The sequence below is a fragment of the Pseudomonas sp. GXZC genome, from assembly GCF_026967615.1.
Lineage (GTDB): Bacteria > Pseudomonadota > Gammaproteobacteria > Pseudomonadales > Pseudomonadaceae > Aquipseudomonas > Aquipseudomonas azotoformans_A.
This window is the reverse complement of the sequence record NZ_CP114115.1, coordinates 3,248,549-3,275,076: the sequence shown is the minus strand read 5'-3', so window position 1 is coordinate 3,275,076 and position 26,528 is coordinate 3,248,549. Positions and strand designations below refer to the sequence as shown.

At 60.7% G+C, this 26,528-nt stretch carries 21 protein-coding genes; 15 read left to right on the top strand and 6 right to left on the bottom strand.

The genetic code is table 11. The features are described 5' to 3' along the window. Positions 1-44: 44 nt before the first annotated feature. On the top strand, positions 45-560 hold the full coding sequence (locus tag OZ428_RS15260; RefSeq protein WP_038848535.1) for a sigma-70 family RNA polymerase sigma factor: 516 nt from the start codon (positions 45-47) through the stop codon (positions 558-560). Continuing rightward, entirely contained in the window at positions 557-1,225 is a 669-nt protein-coding gene (locus OZ428_RS15255) for an anti-sigma factor (RefSeq protein WP_269133944.1), read from the top strand. Before OZ428_RS15260 ends, OZ428_RS15255 begins: the two co-directional genes overlap by 4 nt. On the opposite strand, the gene OZ428_RS15250 is transcribed toward OZ428_RS15255, so the two are convergent. Both OZ428_RS15250 and OZ428_RS15245 read right to left on the bottom strand, forming a co-directional pair. Further along, the gene (locus OZ428_RS15250) at positions 1,226-2,527 is read right to left on the bottom strand and encodes an ATP-binding protein (RefSeq protein ID WP_269133943.1); all 1,302 of its coding nucleotides are present in this window, start codon (positions 2,525-2,527) and stop codon (positions 1,226-1,228) included. A 3-nt stretch (positions 2,528-2,530) separates the two neighbouring features. Continuing rightward, complete coding sequence (locus OZ428_RS15245) at positions 2,531-3,232, bottom strand: response regulator transcription factor (RefSeq protein WP_010210801.1); 702 nt, start codon at positions 3,230-3,232, stop codon at positions 2,531-2,533. Between the two features lie 171 nt (positions 3,233-3,403). On the opposite strand from OZ428_RS15245, the gene OZ428_RS15240 reads away from it, so the two are divergent. From OZ428_RS15240 to OZ428_RS15220, 5 genes are all read left to right on the top strand, one after another. After that, positions 3,404-4,546 carry an efflux RND transporter periplasmic adaptor subunit gene (locus OZ428_RS15240; RefSeq protein ID WP_269133942.1) on the top strand — a complete coding sequence of 381 codons (1,143 nt, stop codon included), beginning with the start codon at positions 3,404-3,406 and terminating at the stop codon, positions 4,544-4,546. 6 nt (positions 4,547-4,552) lie between these two features. Next, positions 4,553-7,651, top strand: a complete 3,099-nt coding sequence (locus OZ428_RS15235; protein ID WP_269133941.1) for an efflux RND transporter permease subunit — start codon at positions 4,553-4,555, stop codon at positions 7,649-7,651. Positions 7,652-7,689: 38 nt separating this feature from the next. Continuing rightward, complete coding sequence (locus OZ428_RS15230; RefSeq protein WP_038845347.1) at positions 7,690-8,331, top strand: DUF1345 domain-containing protein; 642 nt, start codon at positions 7,690-7,692, stop codon at positions 8,329-8,331. 73 nt (positions 8,332-8,404) lie between these two features. Beyond that, entirely contained in the window at positions 8,405-9,259 is an 855-nt protein-coding gene (locus tag OZ428_RS15225) for an AraC family transcriptional regulator (protein ID WP_269133940.1), read from the top strand. Positions 9,260-9,295: 36 nt separating this feature from the next. Then, complete coding sequence (locus tag OZ428_RS15220) at positions 9,296-9,883, top strand: LysE family translocator (RefSeq protein ID WP_269133939.1); 588 nt, start codon at positions 9,296-9,298, stop codon at positions 9,881-9,883. A gap of 54 nt (positions 9,884-9,937) precedes the next feature. Here the strand turns inward: OZ428_RS15220 and OZ428_RS15215 are convergent, their stop codons facing one another. The 3 genes from OZ428_RS15215 to OZ428_RS15205 all read right to left on the bottom strand — a co-directional run bounded on the left by OZ428_RS15215 (position 9,938) and on the right by OZ428_RS15205 (position 16,695). Then, a complete protein-coding gene (locus OZ428_RS15215) occupies positions 9,938-12,211 on the bottom strand; it encodes an autotransporter outer membrane beta-barrel domain-containing protein (protein WP_269133938.1) in 2,274 nt (757 codons plus the stop codon). A 207-nt stretch (positions 12,212-12,418) separates the two neighbouring features. Next, on the bottom strand, positions 12,419-14,446 hold the full coding sequence (locus OZ428_RS15210; protein ID WP_269133937.1) for a hypothetical protein: 2,028 nt from the start codon (positions 14,444-14,446) through the stop codon (positions 12,419-12,421). Between the two features lie 173 nt (positions 14,447-14,619). Further along, positions 14,620-16,695, bottom strand: coding sequence for a hypothetical protein (locus OZ428_RS15205; protein WP_269133936.1), 2,076 nt, complete (start codon positions 16,693-16,695; stop codon positions 14,620-14,622). Between the two features lie 224 nt (positions 16,696-16,919). Here OZ428_RS15205 and OZ428_RS15200 point away from each other — a divergent pair, with 224 nt between their 5' ends. Genes OZ428_RS15200 through OZ428_RS15180 form a run of 5 tightly spaced genes read left to right on the top strand, consistent with a single transcriptional unit; the run spans position 16,920 to position 22,009 of the window. Further along, on the top strand, positions 16,920-17,939 hold the full coding sequence (locus OZ428_RS15200) for a LacI family DNA-binding transcriptional regulator (protein ID WP_330913808.1): 1,020 nt from the start codon (positions 16,920-16,922) through the stop codon (positions 17,937-17,939). Between the two features lie 41 nt (positions 17,940-17,980). Then, the gene (locus OZ428_RS15195) at positions 17,981-18,763 is read left to right on the top strand and encodes a sugar phosphate isomerase/epimerase family protein (protein ID WP_269133935.1); all 783 of its coding nucleotides are present in this window, start codon (positions 17,981-17,983) and stop codon (positions 18,761-18,763) included. Next, a complete protein-coding gene (locus OZ428_RS15190) occupies positions 18,756-19,697 on the top strand; it encodes a sugar kinase (protein WP_269133934.1) in 942 nt (313 codons plus the stop codon). Before OZ428_RS15195 ends, OZ428_RS15190 begins: the two co-directional genes overlap by 8 nt. 45 nt (positions 19,698-19,742) lie before the next feature. Beyond that, a complete protein-coding gene (locus OZ428_RS15185) occupies positions 19,743-21,035 on the top strand; it encodes an MFS transporter (RefSeq protein WP_269133933.1) in 1,293 nt (430 codons plus the stop codon). Continuing rightward, positions 21,032-22,009 (top strand): 2-hydroxyacid dehydrogenase, encoded by a 978-nt coding sequence (locus OZ428_RS15180; RefSeq protein ID WP_269133932.1) that lies wholly within the window; start codon positions 21,032-21,034, stop codon positions 22,007-22,009. Before OZ428_RS15185 ends, OZ428_RS15180 begins: the two co-directional genes overlap by 4 nt. 73 nt (positions 22,010-22,082) lie before the next feature. Here OZ428_RS15180 and OZ428_RS15175 read toward each other — a convergent pair whose 3' ends face one another. Further along, a complete protein-coding gene (locus tag OZ428_RS15175) occupies positions 22,083-23,708 on the bottom strand; it encodes a methyl-accepting chemotaxis protein (protein WP_269133931.1) in 1,626 nt (541 codons plus the stop codon). 235 nt (positions 23,709-23,943) lie between these two features. Here OZ428_RS15175 and OZ428_RS15170 point away from each other — a divergent pair, with 235 nt between their 5' ends. From OZ428_RS15170 to OZ428_RS15160, 3 genes are read left to right on the top strand one after another with little or no spacing between them, the layout of a single operon-like run. Further along, entirely contained in the window at positions 23,944-25,371 is a 1,428-nt protein-coding gene (locus OZ428_RS15170) for a nucleobase:cation symporter-2 family protein (RefSeq protein WP_269133930.1), read from the top strand. A gap of 12 nt (positions 25,372-25,383) precedes the next feature. Next, positions 25,384-25,845, top strand: a complete 462-nt coding sequence (locus OZ428_RS15165; RefSeq protein ID WP_177075178.1) for an LEA type 2 family protein — start codon at positions 25,384-25,386, stop codon at positions 25,843-25,845. A 5-nt stretch (positions 25,846-25,850) separates the two neighbouring features. Further along, the gene (locus tag OZ428_RS15160; RefSeq protein ID WP_269133929.1) at positions 25,851-26,402 is read left to right on the top strand and encodes a GNAT family N-acetyltransferase; all 552 of its coding nucleotides are present in this window, start codon (positions 25,851-25,853) and stop codon (positions 26,400-26,402) included. The last annotated feature ends 126 nt before the right edge of the window (positions 26,403-26,528 follow it).

Here is a 26,528-nt window from a genome sequence, read left to right as displayed (position 1 = left end):
CGGCTACGCTGCCCCCCATGCCGATCATTGGGGGGTAGCCATCCGTGTTTGATTACGAAGCCTGTCTGCAGGCCTGCGCCCGTGGCGATCAACGCGCCTTGCGCCAGTTGTATGAGCAAGAAAGCAGCCATTTGCTCGGCGTGGCGATGCGCATCGCCAGGGACAAATCCCTGGCCGAAGACATCGTGCATGATGCGTTTATCAAGATCTGGCGCGGTGCCGGCAGTTTTGACCCCAGTCGTGGTTCGGCCCGTGGGTGGGTGTTCAGCGTGACCCGGCACCTGGCGCTCAATATCGTACGTAACCATTACCGCGAAATCCCGTTGGGCGACGAGCACGAACAAGTCGCTGCAACCGACACCTTTGAATTCAGCGCACGCTCCGGGCAAGTCCACACCTGTTTGGAGCAACTCGACCCGGCCCGTCGCACGTGCATCCTGCATGCTTATGTCGACGGTTATTCCCACAGCGAAATCGCCCAGAAACTCGACACCCCGCTGGGGACCGTCAAGGCCTGGATCAAACGTAGCCTCGCCGCGCTGCGGGAGTGCATGGCATGAGCAACCCACTGGACGAACTGGCCAGCGAATACGTGCTGGGCACCCTGCCCGGCGAACAACGCGCCGACGTCGAACAACGCCTGAAGCACGACGCTGAACTACGCGCCGCAGTGGATGCCTGGGAACAGCGCCTATTGCCGCTGACCGCCTTGGCGGAGCCGGTGCCGCCCTCCTCTGATCTGTGGCGACGTATCGAACGCAACATTGCCAGCGCCCGCACGCACTGGTGGGACCTGCTGGCCGTATGGCGCGGCCTGGCCGGTGCCGGGCTTTTGACCACGCTGGTACTGGCCGGGTTGCTACTGACCCGCCCGCCCACTGCCGACCCGACCTTTGTGGTGGTGCTGGTGGCGCCGCAAAGCCAGGCACCGGGTTGGGTGATCCAGGCGCGCAATGACCAGCAGATTCAGTTGATTCCCTTGGGGGTGATGGAAGTGCCGTCTGACAAGGCCCTGCAGTTCTGGACCAAAGGCGAAGGCTGGCAGGGGCCGGTGTCCCTGGGCCTGGTCAAACCGGGGCAGACGCTCTCGGTGCCGTTGGACAAGCTGCCGCCGCTCACCCCGAACCAGCTGTTCGAGCTGACCCTGGAAGACCCGCGCGGTTCGCCGACCGGCAAACCCACTGGGCCGATCCAGGCAATCGGCCGCGCGGTCAAGGTGCTCTGATCAGGCGACGGTGGGCAACCACACGCGAAACCGCGCACCGCCCAGCGGCGAAGCCAACGCCGTCAAGCTGCCGCCCTGGGCTTCCAGGGCGCGTCGGCTGATGGCCAGGCCCAGGCCAAAACCGCCGATGGCGCGGTCGCGGCTGCGGTCCAGGCGGTAGAACGGCTCGAAGATACGCTCGCGCTGGTCCACAGGGATGCCGATACCGTCATCGTCCACCCAGATTTCACAGCCCTCGGCGCACACCTTCACACCGACCTGGATGCGCTTGTCGCAGTAACGCGTGGCATTGCGCAACAGGTTCTGCAAGGCACGGGCAGTCAGACGCGGGTCGAGGCTGAAGCGCTCCACGGCGCAGTCGAGTGCCACATCGATGACGATCTCGGGGTTTTCCAATTCGTCATCGACGCTGCCCAGTACGCTGTCGATGAACTCATCGAGGACCACCTCGACCCGCTCCGGCAACTGCGCCGGGTTCTGCAGGCGGCTGTAGGACAGCAACTCCAGCACCAGCTCATCCAGCTCGCGGATATGCGCGACCAGACTTTGCAGGCGCTCGCGGCTGGCTTCGGGCAAGTCTTCGGACAACGCCAGGGCCAGGCCGAAATCCAGGCGCGTGAGCGGCGTGCGCAGTTCGTGGGACACCGCATTGAGCAGGTCGCGCTGTTGGTTGAGCAGGTGTTCGATGTCGTCGGCCATGGTGTCGAACACCGTGGCCAGGCTGCCGATGTTGGAGCTTGGGGGGATGTGTGTGCGCTCGCTCAGATTGCCCCGGCCCAATTGGGCGGCCGTGCTTTTCAGGCGCTCCAGGTCGCGCCAGTGGGGGCGCAGCCACATCAGCAGGCAGGCCAGCAATGCGGCGACGATCAACACATTGATCGCCCAGTACAGCACGTTCATGTCCAGTGGGTCGGGCGGTATGGTCAGCTTGACCGCGAACTGCTCGTTGATCGGCGAGCTGATTTCGGTCATCCAGCCCCACTCCCCCAGGCGCACGACCGACTTGCCTTGCTCCAGCAGTTGCTCTTCCGCCGGGGTGTAGCTGGCGTCCTGGCGCAGCAGCAGTTGCACTTTCAGCGGCGCAAAGTCGCGGCCCAGTTGCTCGGTCACCTGTGACCAGCGCTCCACCGGCGCCCGCAGGTATTGCTTGACGATCAGCTTCTGCTGGCCGCGGGTCTGCTCGATGTTGTAGTTCATGTAGCGGTGTTCGAACAGCTGGATCACCAGCGAGGGGATCAGGTAGATCGCCATGCTGTAGGTGACGATGGTGATCAGATAAAGCCGCAGCAGTACTCGAAACATGGCTCAGCATTCCCACTCGGAACGACTGAACAGGTAACCCTTGCCCCACACCGTCTTGATCTTGCGCGCTTCGCCGGCGTTGTCGTCAAACTTGCGGCGCAGCTTGGAGATGGCCACGTCCACCGAACGGTCGGTGCCGTTGAACTCGATACCGCGCAGGCGTTGCAGGATCTGGTCGCGACTCAGCACCTCTCCCGCATGGCGCGCCAGCACCACCAACAGGTTATATTCGCCGCTGGACAACTCCACCGGCTGCTCGCGCCAGGTCACGGTGCGCTCCGACAGGTCGATGCACAGGTTGCCCATGATGATCTGATCATTGGCCACCTGGGGCTCGGACAAACTGCTGCGCCGTAACAAGGTGCGCACCCGCGCCAGCAATACACGCGGCTCGCAGGGCTTGGTCACGTAGTCGTCGGCGCCCATTTCCAGGCCCAACACCTGGTCGTGGCTGTCATCACGGGCAGTGAGCATCAGGATCGGCAGGCCCGCCGAGTCGGCGCGCAGCAGGCGGCAGACTTGCAGGCCATCGAGGCCGGGCAGCATCAGGTCGAGAATCACCAGATCCGGCGGGTTCAGGCGCGCGCGTTCACGGACATGGTCGCCACGGCTGAGCACGCTGACGTGGTAGCCATTGCGCTCCAGGTAGCTGGCAATCAGCTCGGAGAGTGCGGCGTCGTCTTCCACCAGGAGGATGTTGGGCATGGTGTTTCCAAATAATGCGGTTTGTTGGTGTGTTGCAGGATTGTGCAAGGATATACGCCCCCGGCGCCCCGCGCGCCGCACCTTACATTTCTTCACAGACGAGCTACACAGCTTCACAGCACCAAGGCGCAGGTGACTTTAGGATGCGCCAGTCAATATTGGGATAAGAGCATGTCGAAGAATCTGTTTGCGCCATTTTGCCTGCTGGCCCTCACCCTGGCCCTGAGCGCGTGTGGCGACTCCGCCGCCGAAGCACCGCAGATGCCCCTGGCCAAAGTGCGCGTCGAAACCCTTGAAGCCAAACCCTTGGCCATCACCAGCGAACTCAGCGGCCGCATTGCCGCGCCGCGGATCGCCGAAGTGCGCGCACGGGTCGCCGGCGTGGTGATGCAACGGGTGTTCAAGGAAGGCCATGACGTGAAACAGGGCGACGTGCTGTTTCGCATCGATCCCGCGCCGTTCAAGGCCGACCTCGACAGCGCCCAGGCCAACCTGAGCAAGGCCGAGGCCGATGCCTTCAAGGCACGCCTGCAGGAGCAGCGCTACAGCCAATTGGTGGAAGGCAATGCCATCAGCGGCCAGGACTACGACAACGCCCGCGCCGCCGTGCGCCAGACCGCCGCCGAAGTCGCCGCCAACAAGGCCGCTGTCGAACGCGCCCGCTTGAACCTGGGCTACGCCACCGTGACCGCGCCGATTTCCGGGCGCATCGGCCGTGCGCTGGTCACCGAAGGTGCGCTGGTCGGCCAGAACGAGGCCACGCCGCTGGCACTCATCCAGCAACTGGACCCGATCCACGCCGACCTCACCCAGTCCACCCGCGAGCTGAATGACCTGCGTCGCGCCTTCCGCGCCGGCAGCTTGAAGCAGGTCGGCCAGGACCAGGCCAAGGCCACGCTGGTCGAGGACGATGGCAGCCTCTACCCGTTGCCGGGCAAGTTGCTGTTTGCCGAGATCAGCGTCGACCCTGGCACCGGGCAAATCATCCTGCGCAGCGAGTTCCCCAACCCGGACCTCGACCTGCTGCCCGGTAGCTTTGTGCGCGTGCGCCTGGAACAGGCCGTCGACAAACAAGGCATCAGCGTGCCGCAACGCGCCATCACCCGTGACAGCGCCGGTATACCGATGGTGTTGCTGCTGGACGCCGAGCAGACCGTGAGCCAGCAACCGGTAGAGCTGGGCGCGGTGATCAATGATCGCTGGATCGTCAGCAGCGGCCTCAAGCCCGGTGACCGCATCATCGTCGAAGGCCTGCAACACGCGCGCCCCGGTGAAAAAGTTGAAGTGGACGACAGCCCGCTCGTAAAGGAATAACCCGCCATGCCGCAGTTCTTTATTGACCGCCCGATCTTCGCCTGGGTGGTCGCCCTGTTTATCCTGCTGGCCGGTTTGCTGGCGATCCCGCAATTGCCGGTGGCGCAGTACCCCAACGTCGCGCCGCCGAAAGTCGAGATCTACGCGGTGTACCCCGGTGCGTCGGCGCAGACCCTGGATGAAAGCGTGGTGAGCCTGATCGAGCAGGAGCTCAACGGCGCCGATCACTTGCTGTATTTCGAGTCCCAGAGCAGCCTCGGTTCGGCCACCATCACCGCCACCTTCCAGCCCGGCACCAACCCGGAAATGGCCCAGGTCGACGTGCAGAACCGCCTCAAAGCGGTGGAGCCGCGCCTGCCGCAAGCGGTGACCCAGCAAGGCTTGCAGGTGGAGAAGGTCTCCGCCGGTTTTCTGCTGCTGGTGACCCTCACCTCCAATGACGGCAAACTCGATGACGTGGCGCTGAGTGATTACCTGGCGCGCAACGTGATGAACGAACTCAAGCGCCTCGACGGTGTGGGCAAGGCCCAGCTGTATGGCGCCGAGCGCGCCATGCGCATCTGGATCGACCCGCAGAAGCTGATTGGTTTCAACCTGACGCCGGCCGACGTGAACGCCGCGATCAGCGCGCAGAACGCCCAGGTTTCGGCCGGCAGCATCGGTGATTTGCCGGGCACCAACACCCAGGAAATCACCGCCGCGATCCTGGTCAAGGGCCAGCTTTCGACGCCTGCCGAATTTGCCGACATCGTGCTCAAGGCCAACCCTGACGGCTCCACCGTGCGCATCGGCGATGTGGCGCGGGTGGAAGTGGGCAGCCAGGAATACCAGTTCTCCACCCGCCTGAACGGCAAGCCCTCCACGGCGGTCAGCGTGCAGCTGTCGCCGGGCGCCAACGCGCTGAACACCGCGACGCTGGTGCGGGCGAAGATGGACGAGCTGTCGCGCTACTTCCCGGCCAATGTGGAATACAAGATCCCGTACGACACCTCGCCGTTCGTCAAGGTCTCGATCACCAAGGTGGTCTACACCCTGCTCGAAGCGATGGCGCTGGTGTTTGCGGTGATGTTCCTGTTCCTGCAGAACGTGCGCTACACCTTGATCCCGACGCTGGTGGTGCCGATTGCCCTGATGGGCACCTTCGCCACCATGTTGCTGCTGGGCTTCTCGATCAACGTACTGACCATGTTCGGCATGGTGCTGGCCATCGGCATCCTGGTGGACGACGCCATTGTGGTGGTGGAGAACGTCGAGCGCATTATGGCGACCGAGGGCTTGTCGCCCAAGGAGGCTACGAAAAAAGCCATGGGCCAGATCACCGGGGCCATCATCGGCATTACCCTGGTGCTGGTCGCGGTGTTCCTGCCGATGGCGTTCATGGCCGGTTCGGTGGGGGTGATCTACCAACAGTTCTCGTTGTCGATGGCGACCTCGATCCTGTTCTCGGCATTCCTCGCCCTGACCTTGACCCCGGCTCTGTGCGCCACCTTGCTCAAGCCGATCGCCAAGGGCGAGCACCATGCCAAGGGCGGTTTCTTCGGCTGGTTCAACCAGCGCTTTGAACGCCTTACCGACCGCTATGAAGGCTGGGTGGCCTATGCCCTCAAGCGCAGCGGCCGCTACCTGCTGATCTACCTGGTGCTGCTGGTCGGCCTGGGCTGGATGTTCAGCCGCCTGCCCTCCTCCTTCCTGCCGGTAGAAGACCAGGGTTACACCATCACTGACATCCAGCTGCCGCCCGGCGCGAGCAAGAACCGCACGGTGCAAGTGGCCGAGCAGATCGAAGCGCACAACGCCGAGGAACCTGGGGTGGGCGACACCACCATGATCATGGGCTTCAGCTTCTCCGGTTCCGGGCAGAACGCCGCGCTGGCGTTTACCACGCTCAAGGATTGGTCGCAGCGCAGCAGTGATGATTCGGCCTCTTCGATTGCCGACCGCGCCAACATGGCCTTCAGCGAGCTCAAGGATGCAATTGCCTACGCGGTGCTGCCGCCGCCGGTGGATGGCCTGGGCACCTCCAGTGGTTTCGAGTTCCGCCTGCAAGACCGTGGTGGCGTCGGCCATGCCGCGCTGATGGCGGCGCGTACCGAATTGCTGGCGGCTGCCGAGAAAAGCCCGATCCTGGCCAACGTGCGCGAAAGCGCCCTGGCCGAGGCGCCGCAAGTGCAACTGGAAGTGGACCGCAAGCAGGCCAACGCGCTGGGCGTATCGTTTGCGGACGTAGGCAATGTGCTGTCCTCGGCCATCGGTTCGGCCTACATCAACGACTTCCCCAACCAGGGCCGCATGCAACGGGTGGTGGTGCAGGCCGAAGGCGACCAGCGTAGCCAGGTCGCGGACTTGATGAAAATCAACGTGCGCAACAACGCTGGCAAGATGGTGCCGCTGTCGTCCTTTGTCGAAGCCAAATGGACCCAGGGCCCGACGCAACTGACCCGCTACAACGGCTACCCGGCTATCGCGATTTCCGGTGAAGCGGCTCCGGGGCACAGCACCGGTGAGGCAATGGACGAGATCCAGCGCCTGGTCAGCCAGTTGCCGGCAGGTCTTGGCCAGGAATGGACCGGTCTGTCGTTGCAGGAACGCCTGTCCGGTTCCCAGGCGCCCTTGCTGCTGGGCTTGTCGCTGCTGATCGTGTTCCTGTGCCTGGCGGCGCTGTATGAAAGTTGGTCGATCCCGACCTCGGTGTTGCTGGTGGTGCCGCTCGGTGTACTCGGCGCGGTGGTCGCGGTGAGCTTGCGCGGCATGCCCAACGATGTGTTCTTCAAGGTTGGCCTGATTACCATCATCGGCTTGTCGGCGAAGAACGCGATCCTGATCATCGAGTTCGCCAAGGACCTGTATGACCAGGGCGAAGACCTGGTCACCGCCACCTTGAAAGCCGCGCGGTTGCGCCTGCGGCCGATTATCATGACGTCCCTTGCGTTCATCCTCGGCGTGGTGCCACTGGCGATTGCCACCGGTGCCAGCTCGGCCAGCCAGCAGGCGATTGGTACAGGGGTGATCGGCGGGATGATCACCGCAACACTGGCCGTGGTGTTTGTGCCGGTGTTCTTCGTGGTGGTCATGAAGCTGGTGCGCAAGCGCCACAAGACCGAGTGATGCTATGGTGCTCACAACCGCCTGCGTTGTGAGCACCTATGTCGTTTCTAGCCCGCACCCACCCCCGCCTCTCCGCCGCCGCCGTGTTCGGGATTGCCGTGGGCATCCTGGTACCGGCCGACACCCTCGTCAGCAAAATCCTCATTGGCTGGAACGCCGGCGTCTGGACCTATCTGGTGCTGATGCTATGGCTGACCCGCCGCGCCAAAGCCGAAGACGTCAAACGCATCGCCGAGATCGAAGATGAAAACGCCGGCCTGGTGCTGTTCACGGTGTGCATCGCCGCCATTGCCAGTTTGGCGACCATCACCTTCGAACTGGTGGGCAGTAAAGACCTGGCGACCTCCGAGCGCCTGCTGCACTACGGTTTCACCGGGCTGACCGTGATCGGTTCGTGGTTGCTGATCGGGGTGATCTTCAGCGTGCATTACGCCCGCCTGTATTACACCTGGGACGGCAAGGAACCGGCATTGCGCTTTGCCGAGGGCCTGACCACCCCCAATTACTGGGACTTCCTGTACTTTTCCTTCACCATCGGCGTGGCGGTGCAGACCTCCGACGTGGGCGTCGCCACCCGTGGCATGCGCAAAGTGGTGCTGGGGCAATCGTTGATCGGCTTTCTGTTCAACACCGCGATCCTGGGGTTCTCGATCAACATCGCTGCCGGGCTGTTCGGTTGACGCTGCACAAACCTTCTAGACGCCCGGCACGCGCTGGGCGCTAATAGCCTCACTTAGTCCGCCTCGGTGTTTTATGGCCGCGCACAACTGGATCGACCTGTCCCAGGACGCCGACACCGGCATCGAGACCCTGCGCGCGCACTTTGAAGGCCACGCCTACGACCCTCACTGGCACGACAGCTACCTGATCGGCGTCACCGAACAAGGCGTGCAGCAATTCAACTGCCGCCGCACGCGCCACAATAGCGTACCGGGCCAGGTGTTCCTGGTGGAGCCCGGCGAGCTGCATGACGGTGACGCGCCCACCGCAGATGGTTTCACCTACCACATGCTCTACCTCGACCCGCACTGGCTGGCGCGGGAAGTCAGCGCGGTGTTCGAAGAAGCGCCGCTGGACAGCCAGTTGAGTTTCGCCAGCACCTTGACCAGCGACCCACGCCTGGCCCTGGCCACCAGTCAAGCCTTCCAGACCCTGCACAGCGGCGAACTGCGCATCGTGCGCCAGCGCGCCATGGACCAGTTGCTGGAGCGCCTTACCGGCCAGCTCTATTGGCGCACCCGCTACCGCGACGACCCGCGATTGCCCTTGGTGGCACACAAGGCACGGGAATACCTGCACGCTCATTTGCAGTTTGATGTGGGCATGGACGAACTGGCGCTCGCGTGTGGCGTCGACCGCTTCCGCCTGACCCGTGCGTTCAAGAGCGCGTTTGGCCTGCCGCCCCACGCGTATCTGGTGCAACTGCGCCTGGCCCGCGCCCGGCATTTGCTGGCCAAGGGCGAACAACCGGCAGATGTGGCGATTGCCCTGGGTTTTGCCGACCAGAGCCACCTGGGCCGCTGGTTCGTGCGCGTCTATGGGTTGACGCCTGCGGCGTACCGCAAGCGCTGCTCAAATCTTCCAGACAGGTCACCCGCGGGCTTGTGAAGATCGACTCCATCGATTGATTGTTCGGAGTCCACCATGCTGGCGTTTATCCTGTTTGCCTTTGTCGCATCCATCACCCCAGGCCCCACCAATATTCTGGTGCTCAGCAACAGCGCACGCTACGGTTTCAAGGCCGCGTTGCCGATCATTCTGGGGGCTTGCATGGGCGCGGCGGGCATTGTGCTGCTGGTGGGCGCGGGCGTCGGCCAGTCACTGGTGCAGTTGCCGAGGCTACACAGTGCCATGCAATGGGTCGGTGTGGCCTGGTTGAGCTATCTCGCGTGGCAGATTTTCAGCGCGCCCGCAGCGACCATAGAGGTGCAGTCAACACACAAGCGACTGGGCTTGCGTGGCGCCGCCGGCCTGCAATTGATCAATCCCAAGACCTGGATGATGGCGCTGGCCGTAGTCAGTGTATTCGCGGGTCACGGTGCAGAACGCCAGAGCCAGGTGCTGGTGCTGTCCCTGGTGTTTTTCCTGATAGCACTGCCGTGCCTCGGGGCCTGGGCGGTGTTGGGTGCGGGGTCGAGCCGGCTTCTGCGCTCGCCAAACGCCATGCAGCGCTTCAACCGATGCATGGCCCTGCTTCTGCTGGGTTCGACCTGGCTGAGTGTGCTGATCTGAACGCAAAAAAAAGGGGGAAGCCTTGGCTTCCCCCTGTTCAACTCAACGACAACGTTAGAAGTCGTAACGCACCCCGAAGTTGACACCCCACGGCTGATCGATCTTCTTGCCTTGGCTGGTTTCGACGTCAGCGTGCAACTTGACGTTCTCCGAAACCGACATCGCCAAACCGGCCGCCAGCTCGATGCGCGAGCCCGACAGGTCGTTGTTGAAGGTCTGGTCGTTGATGAACACCTTGTTGCTCTGATCGAACTCATGGGCCACGGCGGTACGCAAGTAAGGCTGCAACACACCGCCGCTTTCCAGCTGGATGTTCTTGCCGGCGGTCACGCCGAGCTTGCCCACCACGGAGCTGGAACGGTCGCCCTTGGCCTGCAGGCCGTTGGTCAACTCGTAGCTTTGCGCCTGAGTGATGGTTGCCGACAACTGGCCGTAGGGTTCCACGTAAAAGTCGTTGTCCAGCTTGATATGACGGCCGAACTCCGCCGAGGCGCCCACGGCATTTTGCGCGTAGTTGCCCTTGGCTTTCTTGCCATCGCTCATGGTCACGTCGTTTTCCGTGTGCAAGCGGTTGAGCTTGGCCACACCGTCGAAGTACAGCCCGCTTTCGGCATCCAGCCAGGTGGCGTAACCACCCACGTAGTAACTCTTCACTTCGCCGCTGCTGCCACGGGTCAGGCTGAGGTCGGAGGCACTGTGACCGGCCATCACACCCGCGATCCACTGGCCGTCACCGCCGGACAGTGGCGCATCGGCACCAATGGTGAAACCCTTCTGGTTCTGCGTGTAGCCCGCACCGTTCTTGTTCGCCGCCACGTCGAATTTGTTGCCGTAGCTGCGCATCCACATCCCGTTGCCAGCGCCTTCACTGAAGCGCAGTTCACCCATGCGCGTACGCAGGATGCTCATTTCGCCGTACAGCACGGTGGGCGCGCTGTTGAACAGGGCCAGTACCGAATGGGCGCTGGTGCTGGTGCCCTTACGGTTGGGGTCGAGGAACCAGTCGGTGCCGTCCTTCTGCAGACCGTAGGCGTACGCGCCGACATCCACCGTGCCGCTGGCCAGGCTGAACTGCGCATCACCGCCTTCAGTGTGGACCACTTTGATCGGCTCGCCGTCGGCCAGGTTCGAGCCGCTGGCGGCCAGCATCAGGCTATGGTTGCCTTCAGCCTTGCCTGCCACGTTGAGGAAGTCGGTCTGATGGGTCAGGAAATCGGTGTTCATGATGAACGTACCGTTGCCTTCCAGGCTCTTCACGTCCAACCGATAGAACTCATCCGCCCCACCGAAATGCACGGCGCCGCCGCCCATCTTCAAGGCGGTGACATTGCTGTCGCCCACCAGTACCCAATGGGAGGCGTCATTCACACTCAGCTCGGCGACGTTTTTCAACTGGCCGGTCAGCCAGGCGCCATTGTTGAGCTGCGCTTTGGCGGTGCTGCCCTCTTCGACCACGATGTCGCCGAACAACTCGCTGTGGTCGACGTTCATATTCGCAACGGAATTGCCGGTAACTTCCAGGATATTGCCGTTGCCGCCGGTCAGGGTCGAGCCATTGCGCACCTGAATATCAACTTGACCACCGCCCAGCTCATCCCCCTTCACCAGCAACGCAGCACCGTTTCGGCCCTCGGCATGTGTGCTGTCCAGTACAAGGCTGCTTGGGTTATCGATGTAGTATTCCTTCTCCAACACCACGCCATTCTGGCCGCCGATAATACGGCTGCCAATGGCGGTAGCATCCGCGCCCACCAGGTAGACGCCCACACCATCCTCTCGGGTTGCCGTGACATCTGAGTCGGTGAAATTCAATTGGCTGTACGCCGACGCAACTGCGCCCGTCGTCGAACCCGTGACGGTGCTGCCGAAAACATTCACGGTCGAGCCGTCAGTCGTCAAGAAATCGCGCCCTGCGACAATAGCCGCCCCGTTGGCATTGGTGATGGTGCTGGTGGTGATATCCGCTTCGCTGCCAATCAGTTGCAGGGCAAACGGCGAAGAACTGCGCGCTTCGACCGTCGCGCCATTCAAGGTGATTTTCGATCCATTGATAGCCTCGATGTCCTGGGCCAGGGTGCCTGCATTCAAGGTCATCCTTGCGCCAACCACCTGCGACTGACGCAGGGTCGAACCATTGGAGATCAGATGAGAGTCATTTTGGATATCCCAACTGTCGAGGTATTGACCCGGCCCGATCGTGTATTCATGGCCATCGATCAAGTGCGTGGTGGCTTGAGCAAGTGAAGCACCAAACAGCAGGAAACCCATTGCCGGGGCCTGGACCGCGATGGCCAATGGATGTTTTTGGAAACGTGTGTTGGTAGTCATTCTGCGTGTATACCCGTGAAGAACCTTCCCATAGGGAACGAATTGACCGGCACCAAGCGAGATAGGAGCAGGCCTTGAGGGGCCGCAGACTAGAGAGAGAGGAAGAATGAATATGTAGGATTTATCTGAGATGTAATGCGCAATGACGGAGGGGAATTGATGGGGCTTGAAGAGAAGCACCTGCGCTCCTCTTCAAGCTAAGTATTGCTAAGGCCAATTAGAGCCGTCGCAATAAGTCGGTGGCGAGCCGGAAACATAGGTCCTTACCAACGCAAGCAACTCGGCAGAGTCCGTAGGAGTGGGTCCAACAATAGGGACCGAATACTTGATGCGTACCGACCCCATATCCGTCATGTGGTCGTAGATTGGCTTGATATACATCGTCCCTGTTTCGATGCGCACTTTGAAACCGAACGCGATCTCACTGGTCGTTGTTATCGTATGAGGGAAAGTTCCCGAAGCCCCAGCGATTGGCATGTTGCCGGCATCATTGCTGTGTGCCTGCCACGACACTGGAATAGTCATACCTAAAGCGAAACGCGAGCTCGGCGGAACAATAACCTCCAAATAACCACCGGTCTGAGTTAAATTTTTAACTGCATTACAGGCAATGTACGTGACACCGCCGGCTACACCTGCCCCGTCTACAGTCGGTGCATCGAAGGAGGTTCCGTTTGCCGCGACATCAATGCCTTGAGCGGGTGAGATATCTCTATTGCTGGTGCCGGTCGTAACAATTTCATAATGTAACGGAATAGGATTGCCAGCGAGTGTATTGCCATATTTGGCAATGAACGGCCACGGCACGCTCGTATCAACGACACCGGAAGGCGGAAGGTTCAAGTTATCGACCGGGATAACAGCAACCCTTTCACCCGAGTAAAACAGGTGAATAGTGAACGCCCTGGCGGAAGGCAATGGCGCAACAGTCCACAAAGGAATCTTGACAGGAGCGTCCAGTCCCTTGTCACGGCCATCCAGTTGATTCGTCAAGCCTGACCCCGCCCCCGTCAATATCGGAAGTAGGAGATTCCTATTTGGCCGAGCAGGTTTGTCTGGGTTCACGGGGCCCGCTTTGGACAAGTCCAGTTCAACAGTGACTTCGTCGGTTGTAGCGATCCAATAGAACACCCCTCCGCGTTCTACCGCATAGCGGACGCTCATTGCAATGGGTCCAAAACTGGCAGTGCCATACAAAAACTCAAGTACGGGATAGTCGACAGGCAACTCCCCGGGCAAAACGGTCGAACCCACTGGCAGTGGGCCGACTCGGCGAGTGCCAATGCTGGTGGTGAGTTCGATGAATATATTGTCCCGCACACGATCCGCATCATAATTAGGGATGATGACGAGCGCCCCCGAAGCCGCTTCAGTATCATCCAGGTCGATCAGATGGTCGCCTGAGCCCGATAAGTTGACCGCAAACTTCACACCTGGAGCTCTCAAAATCGGCGCGGGACGAATCGCGATGCTCACGGACAGGCCGAGGGAGACACCACTGACATTACCCTCAACAGTCCGCAGTTGGTAATAGATGTCTTTCGCGCCCTCCCACAGCGCAGCCTGAGCCTCGGTCAATAGCACGACTTCATCGGGGAAGACATTACCGGTTGCAACCACTACCCCATTGGGACCGTCCAACAGCTCCCACTTGTCCCCTATATGCGCGCCCTGAGCGTCGTAATCTTGAATCCGAAGCCTTGCCACGCCACCATTGGCATCGAAATAGGCTTTAGTCAGCGGGCCGGAATGTCCTGCAGGCAACAACAAGGAGAACGGTCTAATACCTGCTGTATCAAAGGGTGCAATGCGGTTGACGATGAACCTTAGTGTTGCGGAGCCAGACTTGTTGACCCCACCACCCGGTATACGCCTCGACACTGCATATGTGTAGATGTGGGTGCCCTGGGTTAACCAAATCTGGGGAATCTCCGCTACATAAGGGCCCGGCGCAATGAGTACTTCCGATTTAAAAAGCCCACTTTGAAAATCCCCAATGTCATCAATATGATCATCTCGCGTAGAAGGATTAGCAACGGAGGATGGAGGAAACCATGTGGCTAGATTAAGTTTTAATGTGGGAGCGTCGACCGCTTTACGCGTCAATAAGCCCGGGTACTTAATGTTATCAACATAATCTTCAGGTTGAGCTACCGCTGCTGTCAGTGTAATAGGCACAGCAGTAATCGTATTTTTATTTTTAATTTGCGCGAACGGACCCAGTTTCTTTTTCATGTCAATTACTCACCATAGTTGAACACACAAGTATCGATAACTCGCCCCGGTGACGAGGCGAATCTATTTAAAGCGTGCGACAAGGTGAACGCCTGACACTTAAAACGCCCGCACCACTGCCCATCAGACCGCACCCGGTCGCGAGCAAGCGTCAGCACCGAATCACTCTGCTACTACTTAAATGTCTTAAAGTCCTGTAAGAGTTTTATCAACTTATCAATCAACTCATTGAGTTTGCCCAGTTGTCCGCTAGGCGAACGCTCCGGCGCTTCAAGCCATTGCACATCTGAGCCATCACAAAAACCGTGATCACCGGGTTGGCAGGGCTCTTCGGAGTTGGGGAACACTCGGTCTATGCGCACTTTGCCCATGGATGAATGACCAATAAGGACGCCGTTCCGGTAGAGGTAATATTCTGCTGTGGCCGAGGCGAACCTGCGCATCGGCTCGATCTTGGTGTCCCAAGGCAAGACCACCATCGGCACGCTTTTACTCACTAAGTGCTCATCTTTGATGGTCTCGCGCCCTTCGAACTCGGTACCTAAGATCGGTTGCTCCCAATTAATGACTTTGTACCCCTGCCAAAACAACCGAACTTCGTCATCAACCAGCATGCGCGAGTCGATAGGTATGGTCCAGCGAACGCCATGACAAGTGGCAGGCCGGGATTCACAGGTCAGAAGTTTGGCCCCGCCGTGCAGCGAATGGGCAATTACCGGCGCGTCAAGATCAAACAACGGATCAACATGCACATTCACCAAGGTTTCAGGCGCTTGCTGCTCATTCACGCCATTGCTGGTGGTATAGAACACCGGTAACGCAGCGTGATTGCCCTCTGCAACAATGTCCGTGCCTGAGAGATCGGGTACAAAACGAACCAGTTGATCGAACGCATCGCCTGTTTGCACGGTGTAGTACGCGAGCGGCCCTCTGTTCCCGTAATAGAGGGCAAGGACGTCGCCCTGTTTGGGATCGACGTACAAACGCACCCAGACACTGGCGCCCAACACCCGGTCCCGCTGGTCCAGTTCGTTGATCAACCCCGACCCATTGCCGATGACCTGCACCTTTGCAAGCGTAAGGTTAAGTTTGGCCGGCGCACCGGCATGGTCTTGGCCCGCGATGGTCCAGTCTTGCCAGAAAAAGTCGATAGGTGACGGGAACGGCGTGGGTCGACCGGGCCGATGTATCTCATATTGCACAGGCACCTGCTCACGCACCAAGGGGCCGGGTTGGCGCAAAATGCTCCAGGGAATCGGTACAGAAAAAGGAAAGCCGGTGATTCGCAGCGGCGGCAATACGCGCTGCCCGTTCCAGATCATCACAACCTCATCGCCCGTCATGAATCCAGGGTATTGAGGCGCAGGTATCTGGGCGGCAATACCTGCACGTGCATCGTCACGCTTGAGCAACGAGTCAAGGTAGGCAGGGGGTCGAATGACCGCCGCCAGCAGGCCGCTAGGTGAAGGGATCAAGCTGACGGGAAAGCTCGTTGAGGCCGTCAAAGGGCTGAAGTTTCCTGACCGGTCATAGGCCCGGCCAGCCATGTAAGCCGTGCCATTGGGCAAGGCTCGGAAATGGTCTCGGTCGACACAGATGATCAAAGGCTCATCGGTAAAATTGAGCGTCTTGATGACCGTATGGATCAATGGGAAGGGCGGTGTCACATTCGACAGATAAATAGAAATCCGGTCGCCCTTGGCTCGGGCCACAAAGGCGGGGAGTTCTATCTCTATACACGGATTGTCAGCGAGTACTTGTTCGGTGATGCCGGTGGCGGCGATGCTTGGATCAACAAATCTCGGGCCATCGGAAGGAAGCTGAAAGGTCGGTGGATTTCGATCTACCCTCAATGTCCTGAAGGGGGAATCCACATCGGGACTGCCAGGCTCTTTCACTCGATACAGCAGCTCAATGACAGCGTCGAAATACAGCATGTAATTGCGGGGTACGGACATCGAAAATGGGTCGGGCGCCGCTAAGTAATCTGCTCTATTGAACACTCGTGAATCCGCCACCGACTCGACACCGTTGACGCGCCAAATCAACTCCACCGTGTTGTCCCTAAACAGCGAAGGGCCTGGCGCCCATTTCTTGATCCAGCAAACCAAAGGCATCTCACGATAGGGGATAACGATCAGGCCTTCCGGATCAGATACAGGTACACCGACAATCTCGGCAAAGGGGTCGAGCGCCAACACACCGTTGCGCCGCGCTAGGGGGTAACCGGGGTTTTCCTTTCCAGACATGGCGTGCGCTCCCTTTAAGTAGCTGGTTCGTTAAGCACGATTAAGCGCCCGTCGCCCGTACCTGACTACTGTCAGAATTAACAGGTTCACCTGCCCATTCGTCGTTTCACCCCCATTGATTTCCCCAACATATTTTTCTCCATCGCTTGACGCCCCCCTTCACTTGGTGTTTTCTGAAACCGGTTTCAGCCCTGTCACTCATCCAATAAAAAAGGCCTGCCACAGTGACCCCTTTTTCCGCCGCCCAGCGCAGCCGCGTCACCATGCTCGACGTTGCCGAGCGCGCCGGTGTGTCCAAGGCCAGCGTGTCGCGTTTTATCGGCGACGACCGCGCCCTGCTCTCCGATGCCATTGCCTTGCGCATCGAGCAAGCCATTGAACAACTCGGCTACCGCCCCAACCAGATGGCCCGTGGTCTCAAGCGTGGCCGCACGCGGCTGATCGGCATGCTGGTGGCCGATATCCGCAACCCTTATTCCATTGCCGTGATGCACGGTGTCGAAACCGCCTGCCGCCAGCACGGCTACAGCCTGGTGGTGTGCAACACCGACCGCGATGACGAACAGGAGCGCCAGCATCTGGCCGCACTGCGTTCGTACAACATCGAAGGGTTGATCGTGAACACCCTCGGCCATCACCTCGACCAACTGCTGGAACTGCAACGGGAAATGCCCCTGGTGCTGGTGGACCGCAAAGTCGAGCCGCTGCACAGCGACCTGGTGGGGTTGGATAACCCTGCAGCCGTGCGTATGGCGGTCGAGCACTTGGAGCAACAGGGTTATCGCGATGTGCTGATGGTGAGCGAAGCCACCGATGGCACCAGTTCGCGCTTGGAGCGCCTGGACAGTTTCAAGGCTGAGATTGCCAGCCGCCTGGCATTGACCGGCGCCGTGCTGGAGTTGGATGGCGCGCTGCAACACCACCTGCAAACCTTTCTCGCAAAACCTGGCCCCAAGGCGCTGTTCTGTGCCAACGGCGTTGCGGCACTGGCCTGTACGCGTGCGCTCAAGAACCTTGGCTGCAACTTATTCGATGACGTAGGCCTGATCGCCCTGGATGACCTGGATTGGTATCCATTGGTGGGCGGCGGCATCACCGCCCTCGCCCAACCCACCGACGCCATTGGCGCCTCGGCGTTCGACTGCCTGCTCCAGCGCTTGCGCGGCGACACCGAGCCGACGCGTACCCTGGATTTCTTGCCCCAACTGATTATCCGAGGCTCAACACAGCTCCCACAGCTTTGATTTTCGCTTAAAAATGAAACCGGTTTCAGAGGTAAACAACAATGCATAAATACCCCGTCTCCATCAGCCTTTCCAGCTACGGCGCCGACTTGGTACGCCAGCAGGGCCAATTGAGTTTTGTCGAGGTCCTCGCCGCCGCCGGTGCACAGCGCATCGAATGGCGCGAAGAGCTTTTAACCGACGAACAGCCCACCGAACTGGCCCTGGCTGCGGCGCAACAGCACCTGGAATCGGTGTTCTCATCGCCCCTGGAACTGTGGGTCGCCGGCCGCGCCCAAGCGAATGCCGAACTTGCGGCCACTCTGGATCGGGCGCAGGCGTTCGGTTCACGCTGGCTGAAAGTCTCCCTCGGTTACTTCACCGACACCAACGACGTGGAAAGCCTGCACGCCCTGCTCAACCGTCACGCGGTTCAGCTGCTGGTAGAGAACGACCAGACCCTGCACGGCGGCCGCATCGAACCCATGCAGCGTTTCTTCACCGAAGTGGAACGCCTGGGCCTGCCGGTCAAGATGACCTTCGATATCGGCAACTGGCAGTGGCAGGACCAATCCGCCCTCACCGCCGCACGCCTGCTGGGCCGGCATGTGGATTACCTGCACTGCAAGGCCGTGGCCCGGCGCGCCGACGGCAAGCTGGTCGCCCTGCCGCCTGGCGCCACCGACCTGCATCTGTGGGAACAACTGCTCAAGCACATGACTCCAGGTATTAGCCGGGCAGTGGAATTTCCGCTGCAAGGCGATGACCTGGTCGCAATCACTGCTCAGCAGGTCGCCGCCCTCGCCCTGCTGGGCCAACCCCACGAGGAGCATGCTCATGTCTGAGATCGATATCCTGTCGTTTGGTGAAACCATGGCGATGTTTGTCGCCGAGCAAACCGGCGATTTGGCCCAGGTTGCACAGTTTCATAAACGCATCGCGGGCGCCGACAGCAATGTCGCCATCGGTTTGTCGCGCCTGGGTTTCAACGTGGCGTGGCTGAGTCGGGTGGGCAACGATTCACTCGGGCGCTTTGTGGTCGACACCTTGACCCAGGAAGGCCTGGATTGCCGGCATGTGGCGGTCGATCCGCTGCATCCCACCGGTTTTCAGTTCAAGTCCCGCGAAGAAGCCGGTGATGATCCCCAGGTGGAGTACTTCCGCAAGGGATCGGCGGCCAGTCACTTGTCCATCGCGGCCATCAGTCCGGCGTTGCTGCAAGCCCGCCATCTGCATGCCACCGGGATTCCGCCCGCGTTGTCCGAGGCCACACGCGAGTTATCCGTCGAGCTGATGACGCAGATGCGCAAGGCTGGGCGCAGTGTGTCGTTCGACCCCAACCTGCGCCCGTCCTTGTGGGCCAACCAACAGACGATGATTCGTGAAATCAACGCCCTTGCCGGTCTGGCCGACTGGGTCTTGCCGGGCCTGGGCGAAGGCCGTCTACTCACGGGTTTCGACGACCCGGCCGATATTGCCGCGTTCTATCTGGACCAGGGCGCCGAAGCCGTGACCATCAAGCTCGGCCCGGACGGCGCCTACTACCGCACTCACCTGGACCAAGGCTTTGTCGCCGCCGTGCGCGTGGACAAGGTCGTGGACACGGTCGGAGCCGGTGATGGTTTTGCCGTGGGCATGATCAGCGCCCTGCTGGAAAACCTCAGCTTTCCCGAGGCGGTACAGCGCGGCAACTGGATCGGCAGCCGCGCCGTGCAAAGCCGTGGCGACATGGAAGGCTTGCCCGCCCGCTCAGAGTTACCCATTCGATCCGTTGCCTAACCCACTACCTGTTGCCACAACTACAACAAGCTCAGGAGCAACCCCATGGACACCGTGAAACTCGCCACCCGCCGTTGGTGGTACATCATGCCCATCGTTTTTATCACCTACAGCCTGGCGTACCTGGACCGCGCCAACTACGGCTTCGCCGCAGCCTCCGGGATGGCCGAAGACCTGATGATCACCCCCGGCATGTCGTCCTTGCTGGGCGCGCTGTTTTTCCTTGGTTACTTTTTCTTCCAGGTACCGGGGGCGATCTACGCGCAAAAGCGCAGCGTCAAGAAGCTGATCTTCGTCAGCCTGATCCTGTGGGGCGGCCTCGCCACCCTGACCGGCGTGGTGTCCAACGCCTACATGCTGATCGTGATCCGCTTCATGCTCGGCGTGGTCGAAGCCGCCGTGATGCCGGCGATGCTGGTGTACCTGTGCCATTGGTTCACCCGTGCCGAACGCTCGCGCGCCAATACCTTCCTGATCCTCGGCAACCCGGTAACCATGCTGTGGATGTCGGTGGTGTCGGGCTATCTGGTGCAGCATTTCAGCTGGCGCTGGATGTTTATCATCGAAGGCCTGCCGGCGGTGCTGTGGGCGTTTATCTGGTGGAAGCTGGCCGATGAGCGTCCAAAAGATGCCAAGTGGCTGAGCGACACTGAGAAACAGGATCTGGAAACCGCGCTGGCCGCCGAGCAAGTCGGGATCAAGGCGGTGAAGAACTACGCCGAAGCCTTCCGCTCACCCAAGGTGATCATCCTGGCCCTGCAATTCTTTTGCTGGAGCATCGGCGTGTACGGCTTTGTGCTGTGGCTGCCGTCGATCCTCAAGCAAGGCTTGCAGATGGACATGGTCGAGGCCGGCTGGCTGTCGGCGCTGCCGTACCTGGCGGCGGTGATTGGCATGCTGGTCGTGTCCTGGGGCTCGGACAAGCTGCAAAAGCGCAAACGTTTCGTATGGCCGCCGTTGCTGATTGCCTCGATTGCTTTCTATGCGTCCTACGTGCTCGGTGCCGAACACTTCTGGTGGTCCTACACCTTGCTGGTGATCGCCGGGGCCTGCATGTACGCGCCCTACGGTCCGTTTTTTGCGATTGTCCCGGAGATCCTGCCGGCCAACGTCGCCGGGGGTGCCATGGCGCTGATCAACAGCATGGGGGCCCTGGGTTCATTCGGCGGCTCGTACCTGGTGGGCTACCTCAATAGCAGCACCGGTTCGCCCGGCGCTTCGTACCTGCTGATGAGCGGCGCGTTGCTGCTGTCGGTGGTGCTGACGATTTTTCTCAAGCCCGGCGCAAGTGATCGCACGCCGGTGCCCCACCTGGAATTGAAGGTAAAGACCGCATGAAAAAGTCTGTCGTGTTGTACAAGAAACTCTCCGCGCCACTGATGGCCCGCCTGCATGAACAGGCCGATGTCACCTTGATTGAAGCACTCGACGACACCGGCCTGGCCAAACTGCGCGACGCCCTGCCCGGCGCCCACGGCCTGCTGGGCGCCAGCCTGCGCTTGGACGCCAAGCTGCTCGACCTGGCGCCGCAGTTGCAAGCCGTGGCCAGCGTGTCGGTTGGCGTCGACAACTATGACATCGACTACCTGACCGCCCGCGGTATCCTGCTCAGCAACACCCCCGACGTACTCACTGAAACCACCGCCGACACCGGTTTTGCACTCATCCTCGCCACCGCCCGGCGTGTGGTGGAACTGGCCGATATGGTGCGCGCCGGCCAGTGGAACAAAAACATCGGCCCGGCGCATTTTGGCAGCGACGTGCATGGCAAGACCCTGGGCATCATCGGCATGGGCCGCATCGGTGAAGCCTTGGCCCAGCGTGGGCATTTTGGCTTTGGCATGCCGGTGATCTATCACAGCCATTCGCCCAAGCCGGCGGTGGAGGCGCGTTTTGGTGCGCAATACCGCAGCCTGAACGACTTGCTGCAACAGGCCGACTTTGTTTGCCTGACCTTGCCGCTCACCGCCGAAACCGAGAAATTGATTGGCGCCGAACAGTTCGCGCTGATGGGCCCGGAGACGATCTTCATCAACATTTCGCGGGGCAAAGTGGTGGATGAAGCAGCGCTGGTGGAGGCGCTGCAACAGCGCACCATTCGGGCGGCGGGGTTGGATGTGTTTGAGAAGGAGCCGCTGGATCACGACTCGCCGTTGTTGCGTTTGAACAACGTGGTGGCGACACCGCATATCGGTTCGGCCACCCATGAGACGCGGGAGGCCATGGCCAAATGTGCGGTGGATAATCTGTTGCAGGCGTTGGCCGGGGAAAGGCCAAAGAACCTTGTGAATGCAGCAGCGTGGAAACACTGATCCTACTGTAGTGAGCGAGCTTGCCTCGCGCGGGGCAAGCCCGCTCACTACAAAAAGCAGGTTCCTGACGCATTCAGATAACGAACCGCGCCACCATCCCATTCAAATCCACCGCCAGGCGCGACAGTTCATGGCTGGCCGCGCTGGTCTGGTTGGCACCCGCCGCCGACTGGGTCGCCAGGTCGCGGATGTTGACGAGGTTGCGGTCCACTTCGCGGGAGACTTGGGCCTGTTCTTCCGACGCACTGGCGATGACGAGGTTGCGTTCGTTGATCAGGCTGATGGATTGGGTGATCTGCTCCAGGGCCACACCGGCGGCGCGGGCCATTTCCAGGGTGTCCTGGGTGCGCTGGTTGCTCTGCTGCATCGACTGCACGGCTTCACCGGTGCCGTTCTGGATGCCGGCGACCATTTTCTCGATCTCCTGGGTCGACTGCGCGGTGCGATGGGCCAGTGCGCGCACTTCGTCGGCCACCACCGCAAAACCCCGCCCGGCTTCACCGGCACGCGCCGCCTCGATAGCGGCGTTAAGCGCCAGCAGGTTGGTCTGCTCGGCAATCGCGCGGATCACGTCCAGCACTTTGCCGATATCGCGGCCTTGGGTGGCCAAGCCTTCGATCATCGCGGCGGTGTTTTGTACGTCCTGGGTCATGGTCTGGATCGCACCGACGGTTTCCACCACGCGGTCGCGGCCTTCACGGGCGGCCTGGTTGGACTGGGTCGAGGCCTCAGAGGTGGAGACCGCGTTGCGCGCCACTTCTTCCACCGCCGCCGTCATCTCGTTGACCGCCGTGGCGGCCTGGTCGATTTCGTTGTTCTGCTGCTGCAAGCCTTTGGAGGCTTCTTCGGTGACCGCGCTCAACTCTTCCGCCGCTGAAGCAAGCTGCGTCGCGGAGCCGGCGATGTGCTGGATGGTCTGGCGCAGGTTGGCCTGCATCGCGGCCAGGGCGCCGAGCAGGCGGGCGGGTTCGTCCTTGCCGTCGTCTTCGATGGTTTTGCTCAGGTTACCGCTGGCGATGGTTTCTGCGACTTCCACGGCTTTGCGCAGCGGCGTGACGATGCTGCGCGTCAACAACCAGGCCAACAGCACGGTCAGCAGCGCGGCAGCGACCGAGACCGCAATCACGCCCGTGATGGCGCCGTCGTAACTTTGCCCGGCTTCAGCGTCGGCGGTCTTGGCATCCGCCGCGTTGATGGCGATGAGCTTATTCAACTGCTCGCCCATCTGGTCAGTGCCGTCCTTGATGCGCGTGTTGATCAAGGCACGCATGTCATCGAGGTTGCCCTGCCTGGACAGTGCCAGCATGTCGGCCTGGGCCTTGAAGTAGTTGTCCAGGGTGACCACAAACGTCTTGTAAAGCGCAGTCTCCTCCGGGCCGGCCGGCAGCGCAGCGTACGTGGCCTGGGCCGTCTTGACCTTGTCGGCGAGCACGCCCATGCGCGTTTCGGCTTCTTGCAGGCTGGCAGGCTCACGGTTGATCAACACACGGAACGACAGGATACGCAGGCGCAGTACGTTTTCCGTGATAACGCCCAGCGACGTCACGCTGGGCACCTGGTTGGCACTCATGTCCACCGAAGACTGCCGGATCTGCGTCATGCGGTTGACCGCAAACACCCCCAATAAAATCACTAACAATGCAATGAACGCGAAACCGAGAAACGCTCGTGGGGCAATATTCAGTTGACGGAGGGACATAGGGGGAGCTCTCAGAAGTAGTGTTTGCGAGCGTCCCTGCCGCGAAACGATCAGTCGACGTCAACGCGCCGTTCTAACCTTTGGTCACCACTGTTATCGTTGGTATGTGGGCCTATCCTCGATATCGGCAGGGCCTGGGGTTTCCCACAGGTCCTCCATAAATATTTTTTTACACTTCTGACGACCGGCAGTTTCTGGCATCCTGCGCCTCCATTTTCTGACCCGAGCCCGTATTTTGTCTGACGCTCAAGCCCCCCGCCCGCGCTATAAATCCGACCTGATCTACGGCCTGGAAGACCGCCCCCACTTCACCGCCGCGATTTTTGCCGCGCTGCAGCATGTGCTGGCGAGTTTTGTCGGGATCATCACGCCCACGCTGATCGTCGGCGGCGTGCTGGGCCTGGAAAGCGAAGTGCCGTATCTGGTGAGCATGGCGCTGTTTGTGTCGGGGCTCGGCACCTTTGTGCAGGCACGCAAGTTCGGCCCGATCGGTTCCGGACTGTTGTGCCTGCAGGGCACCAGTTTTTCGTTTATCAGCGTGATCCTCAGCGCCGGGTTTATGGTCAAGGCGCGTGGTGGCGGCACCGATGAGATTCTCTCGACGATCTTTGGTATCTGCTTTTTCGCCGCGTTTATCGAGGTGGTGCTGAGCCAGTTCATCGGCAAGCTGCGCATGCTGATCACCCCGGTGGTCACCGGTACCATCATTACCCTGATGGGCTTGTCACTGATCAAGGTCGCGGTCACCGACATGGCCGGCGGCTATGGCGCCCAGGACCTCGGCGCGGCCGCCAACATGGGCCTGGCGGCCTTGGTGCTGCTGACCATCGTCGTCCTCAACCGCTTCAGCAACCCGTTCCTGCGCCTGGGCTCCATCGTCATCGGCCTGACCCTGGGCTTTGTGGTGGCCTGGATGATCGGCCGCGTAGACATGGCGGCGTTGCCGCACGTGCCGTTGATCAGTGTGCCGGTGCCGTTCAAGTACGGGTTTTCGTTCGACTGGGTGGCGTTTATCCCGGTGGCGGTGATCTTCCTGATTTCGCCGTTGGAAGCGGCCGGTGACTTGACCGCCAACTCGATGATTTCCCAGCAGCCGGTCAAGGGCCCGCTGTACATCAAGCGCATCAAGTCGGGCCTGCTGGCCGACGGCCTCAACTCGGCAATGGCGGCCACCTTCAACAGCCTGCCGATGGTGACCTTTGCCCAGAATAACGGCGTGATCCAACTGACCGGCGTGGCCAGCCGCTACGTGGCGTACTTCATCGCCGGCCTGCTGGTGTTGCTGGGGCTGTTCCCGATGATTGGCGCGGTGTTGCAACTGATGCCCAAGCCGGTGCTGGGTGGCGCGACCCTGATCATGTTCGGCACCGTGGCGGTGGCGGGTATCAAGATCCTCGCCGAAGCCGGGCTGCACCGCCGTAACGTGCTGATTGTGGCGATCTCCCTGGGCATGGGCCTGGGCGTGGCCGCCGTACCGGAAGTGCTGCGCGACCTGCCCAAGGCGCTGCACAACATCTTCGAATCGCCGATCACCGTGGGGGCTTTCTGTGCAATCCTGCTGAACATTTTCCTGCCGGAAGAGTTCATAGAGCTGGAAGAAGATGAATTTGATCCGGAGTCCTCTACCCTCAAAGTGATGCAGGACCCGGACGTCACGACATAAGGGACACTTTTTATGCGCAAGCTCATGGTTCTATCGCTGTTGCTGCTGACCCTGAGCGCCTGCGCGCTGTTCCCCAACCGCGACCCGGTAAACATCAACGTGGTGGGCATCGAGCCCCTGCAAAGCCAGGACCTGGAAGTGCGCTTCGCCGTGAAACTGCGGGTGCAGAACCCCAATGAAACGGCAATCGACTACAACGGCGTGGCCCTGGACCTGGAGGTCAATGGTCGGCCGTTGGCGTCGGGAGTGAGTGATCAGGCCGGGAGCATCCCGCGCTTTTCCGAGACTGTCCTGATGGTTCCCGTCAGCGTTTCGGCATTTTCCGTGTTGCGTCAGACCCTGGGCCTGAGCCAGACCCAGAGTTTGAACAACCTGCCCTACGTGTTGCGCGGCAAATTGGCGGGTGGGCTGTTTGGCACCATGCGCTTCGTAGACCGTGGCACCCTCGACCTGCCGAACACCGCCACCTGGTAAATGCCATGCAACCCACCTTGTTCACCGAACGCCTGATCCTGCGCCCACTGACCCTGGATGACGCCGAGGGCATCCAGCAGCAGTTCCCCCATTGGGATGTGGTGCGCTACCTCAACGCCCTGGTGCCCTGGCCCTACCCGGCCGACGGCGCCCGCGACTACTTGCAACACGTCGCTCTGCCGGCCATGGCTCGGGGCGGGGAATGGCACTGGTCGATCCGCCTGAAAAGCGCACCGGAGCAGTTGATTGGCAATGTCAGCTTGATGGATGAAGTGGATAACAACCGAGGGTTCTGGCTTGGCCCGCAGTGGCAGGGGCAAGGGATGATGAGCGAGGCCAGCGCAGCGGTGACCGACTATTGGTTTGGCGTGCTGGAGCGGCCGTTGTTGCGGGTGCCCAAGGCGGCGCCCAACTTGGGGTCGCGGCGGATTTCCGAGCGTGAGGGGATGCGGTTGATCAGGACGGATGAAGGCGAGTTTGTTGAAGGCACCTTCCCACGGGACATTTGGGAAATGACACGTGCAGAGTGGCTGAAATCCAAATCCCCCAGCCGATGAAAACCAATGTGGGAGCTGGCTTGCCTGCGATAGCAGTGTGTCAGCTTGCACATCCGAGGCTGATGCTCCGCTATCGCAGCGATGCGGCGGCCCGACAAGCCAGCTCCCACATTTTTAATCCCTGTT

What these genes read in the sequence shown, in the direction of transcription:
- OZ428_RS15240 (WP_269133942.1), top strand. Translation starts at nt 3,404, where the DNA reads ATGTCGAAGAATCTGTTTGCGCCATTTTGCCTGCTGGCCCTCACCCTG.
- OZ428_RS15210 (WP_269133937.1), bottom strand. Translation starts at nt 14,446, where the DNA reads ATGAAAAAGAAACTGGGTCCGTTCGCGCAAATTAAAAATAAAAATACG.
- OZ428_RS15195 (WP_269133935.1), top strand. Translation starts at nt 17,981, where the DNA reads ATGCATAAATACCCCGTCTCCATCAGCCTTTCCAGCTACGGCGCCGAC.
- OZ428_RS15165 (WP_177075178.1), top strand. Translation starts at nt 25,384, where the DNA reads ATGCGCAAGCTCATGGTTCTATCGCTGTTGCTGCTGACCCTGAGCGCC.
- OZ428_RS15175 (WP_269133931.1), bottom strand. Translation starts at nt 23,708, where the DNA reads ATGTCCCTCCGTCAACTGAATATTGCCCCACGAGCGTTTCTCGGTTTC.
- OZ428_RS15220 (WP_269133939.1), top strand. Translation starts at nt 9,296, where the DNA reads ATGCTGGCGTTTATCCTGTTTGCCTTTGTCGCATCCATCACCCCAGGC.
- OZ428_RS15215 (WP_269133938.1), bottom strand. Translation starts at nt 12,211, where the DNA reads ATGACTACCAACACACGTTTCCAAAAACATCCATTGGCCATCGCGGTC.
- OZ428_RS15185 (WP_269133933.1), top strand. Translation starts at nt 19,743, where the DNA reads ATGGACACCGTGAAACTCGCCACCCGCCGTTGGTGGTACATCATGCCC.
- OZ428_RS15190 (WP_269133934.1), top strand. Translation starts at nt 18,756, where the DNA reads ATGTCTGAGATCGATATCCTGTCGTTTGGTGAAACCATGGCGATGTTT.
- OZ428_RS15205 (WP_269133936.1), bottom strand. Translation starts at nt 16,695, where the DNA reads ATGTCTGGAAAGGAAAACCCCGGTTACCCCCTAGCGCGGCGCAACGGT.
- OZ428_RS15160 (WP_269133929.1), top strand. Translation starts at nt 25,851, where the DNA reads ATGCAACCCACCTTGTTCACCGAACGCCTGATCCTGCGCCCACTGACC.
- OZ428_RS15245 (WP_010210801.1), bottom strand. Translation starts at nt 3,232, where the DNA reads ATGCCCAACATCCTCCTGGTGGAAGACGACGCCGCACTCTCCGAGCTG.
- OZ428_RS15230 (WP_038845347.1), top strand. Translation starts at nt 7,690, where the DNA reads ATGTCGTTTCTAGCCCGCACCCACCCCCGCCTCTCCGCCGCCGCCGTG.
- OZ428_RS15250 (WP_269133943.1), bottom strand. Translation starts at nt 2,527, where the DNA reads ATGTTTCGAGTACTGCTGCGGCTTTATCTGATCACCATCGTCACCTAC.
- OZ428_RS15180 (WP_269133932.1), top strand. Translation starts at nt 21,032, where the DNA reads ATGAAAAAGTCTGTCGTGTTGTACAAGAAACTCTCCGCGCCACTGATG.
- OZ428_RS15255 (WP_269133944.1), top strand. Translation starts at nt 557, where the DNA reads ATGAGCAACCCACTGGACGAACTGGCCAGCGAATACGTGCTGGGCACC.
- OZ428_RS15225 (WP_269133940.1), top strand. Translation starts at nt 8,405, where the DNA reads ATGGCCGCGCACAACTGGATCGACCTGTCCCAGGACGCCGACACCGGC.
- OZ428_RS15235 (WP_269133941.1), top strand. Translation starts at nt 4,553, where the DNA reads ATGCCGCAGTTCTTTATTGACCGCCCGATCTTCGCCTGGGTGGTCGCC.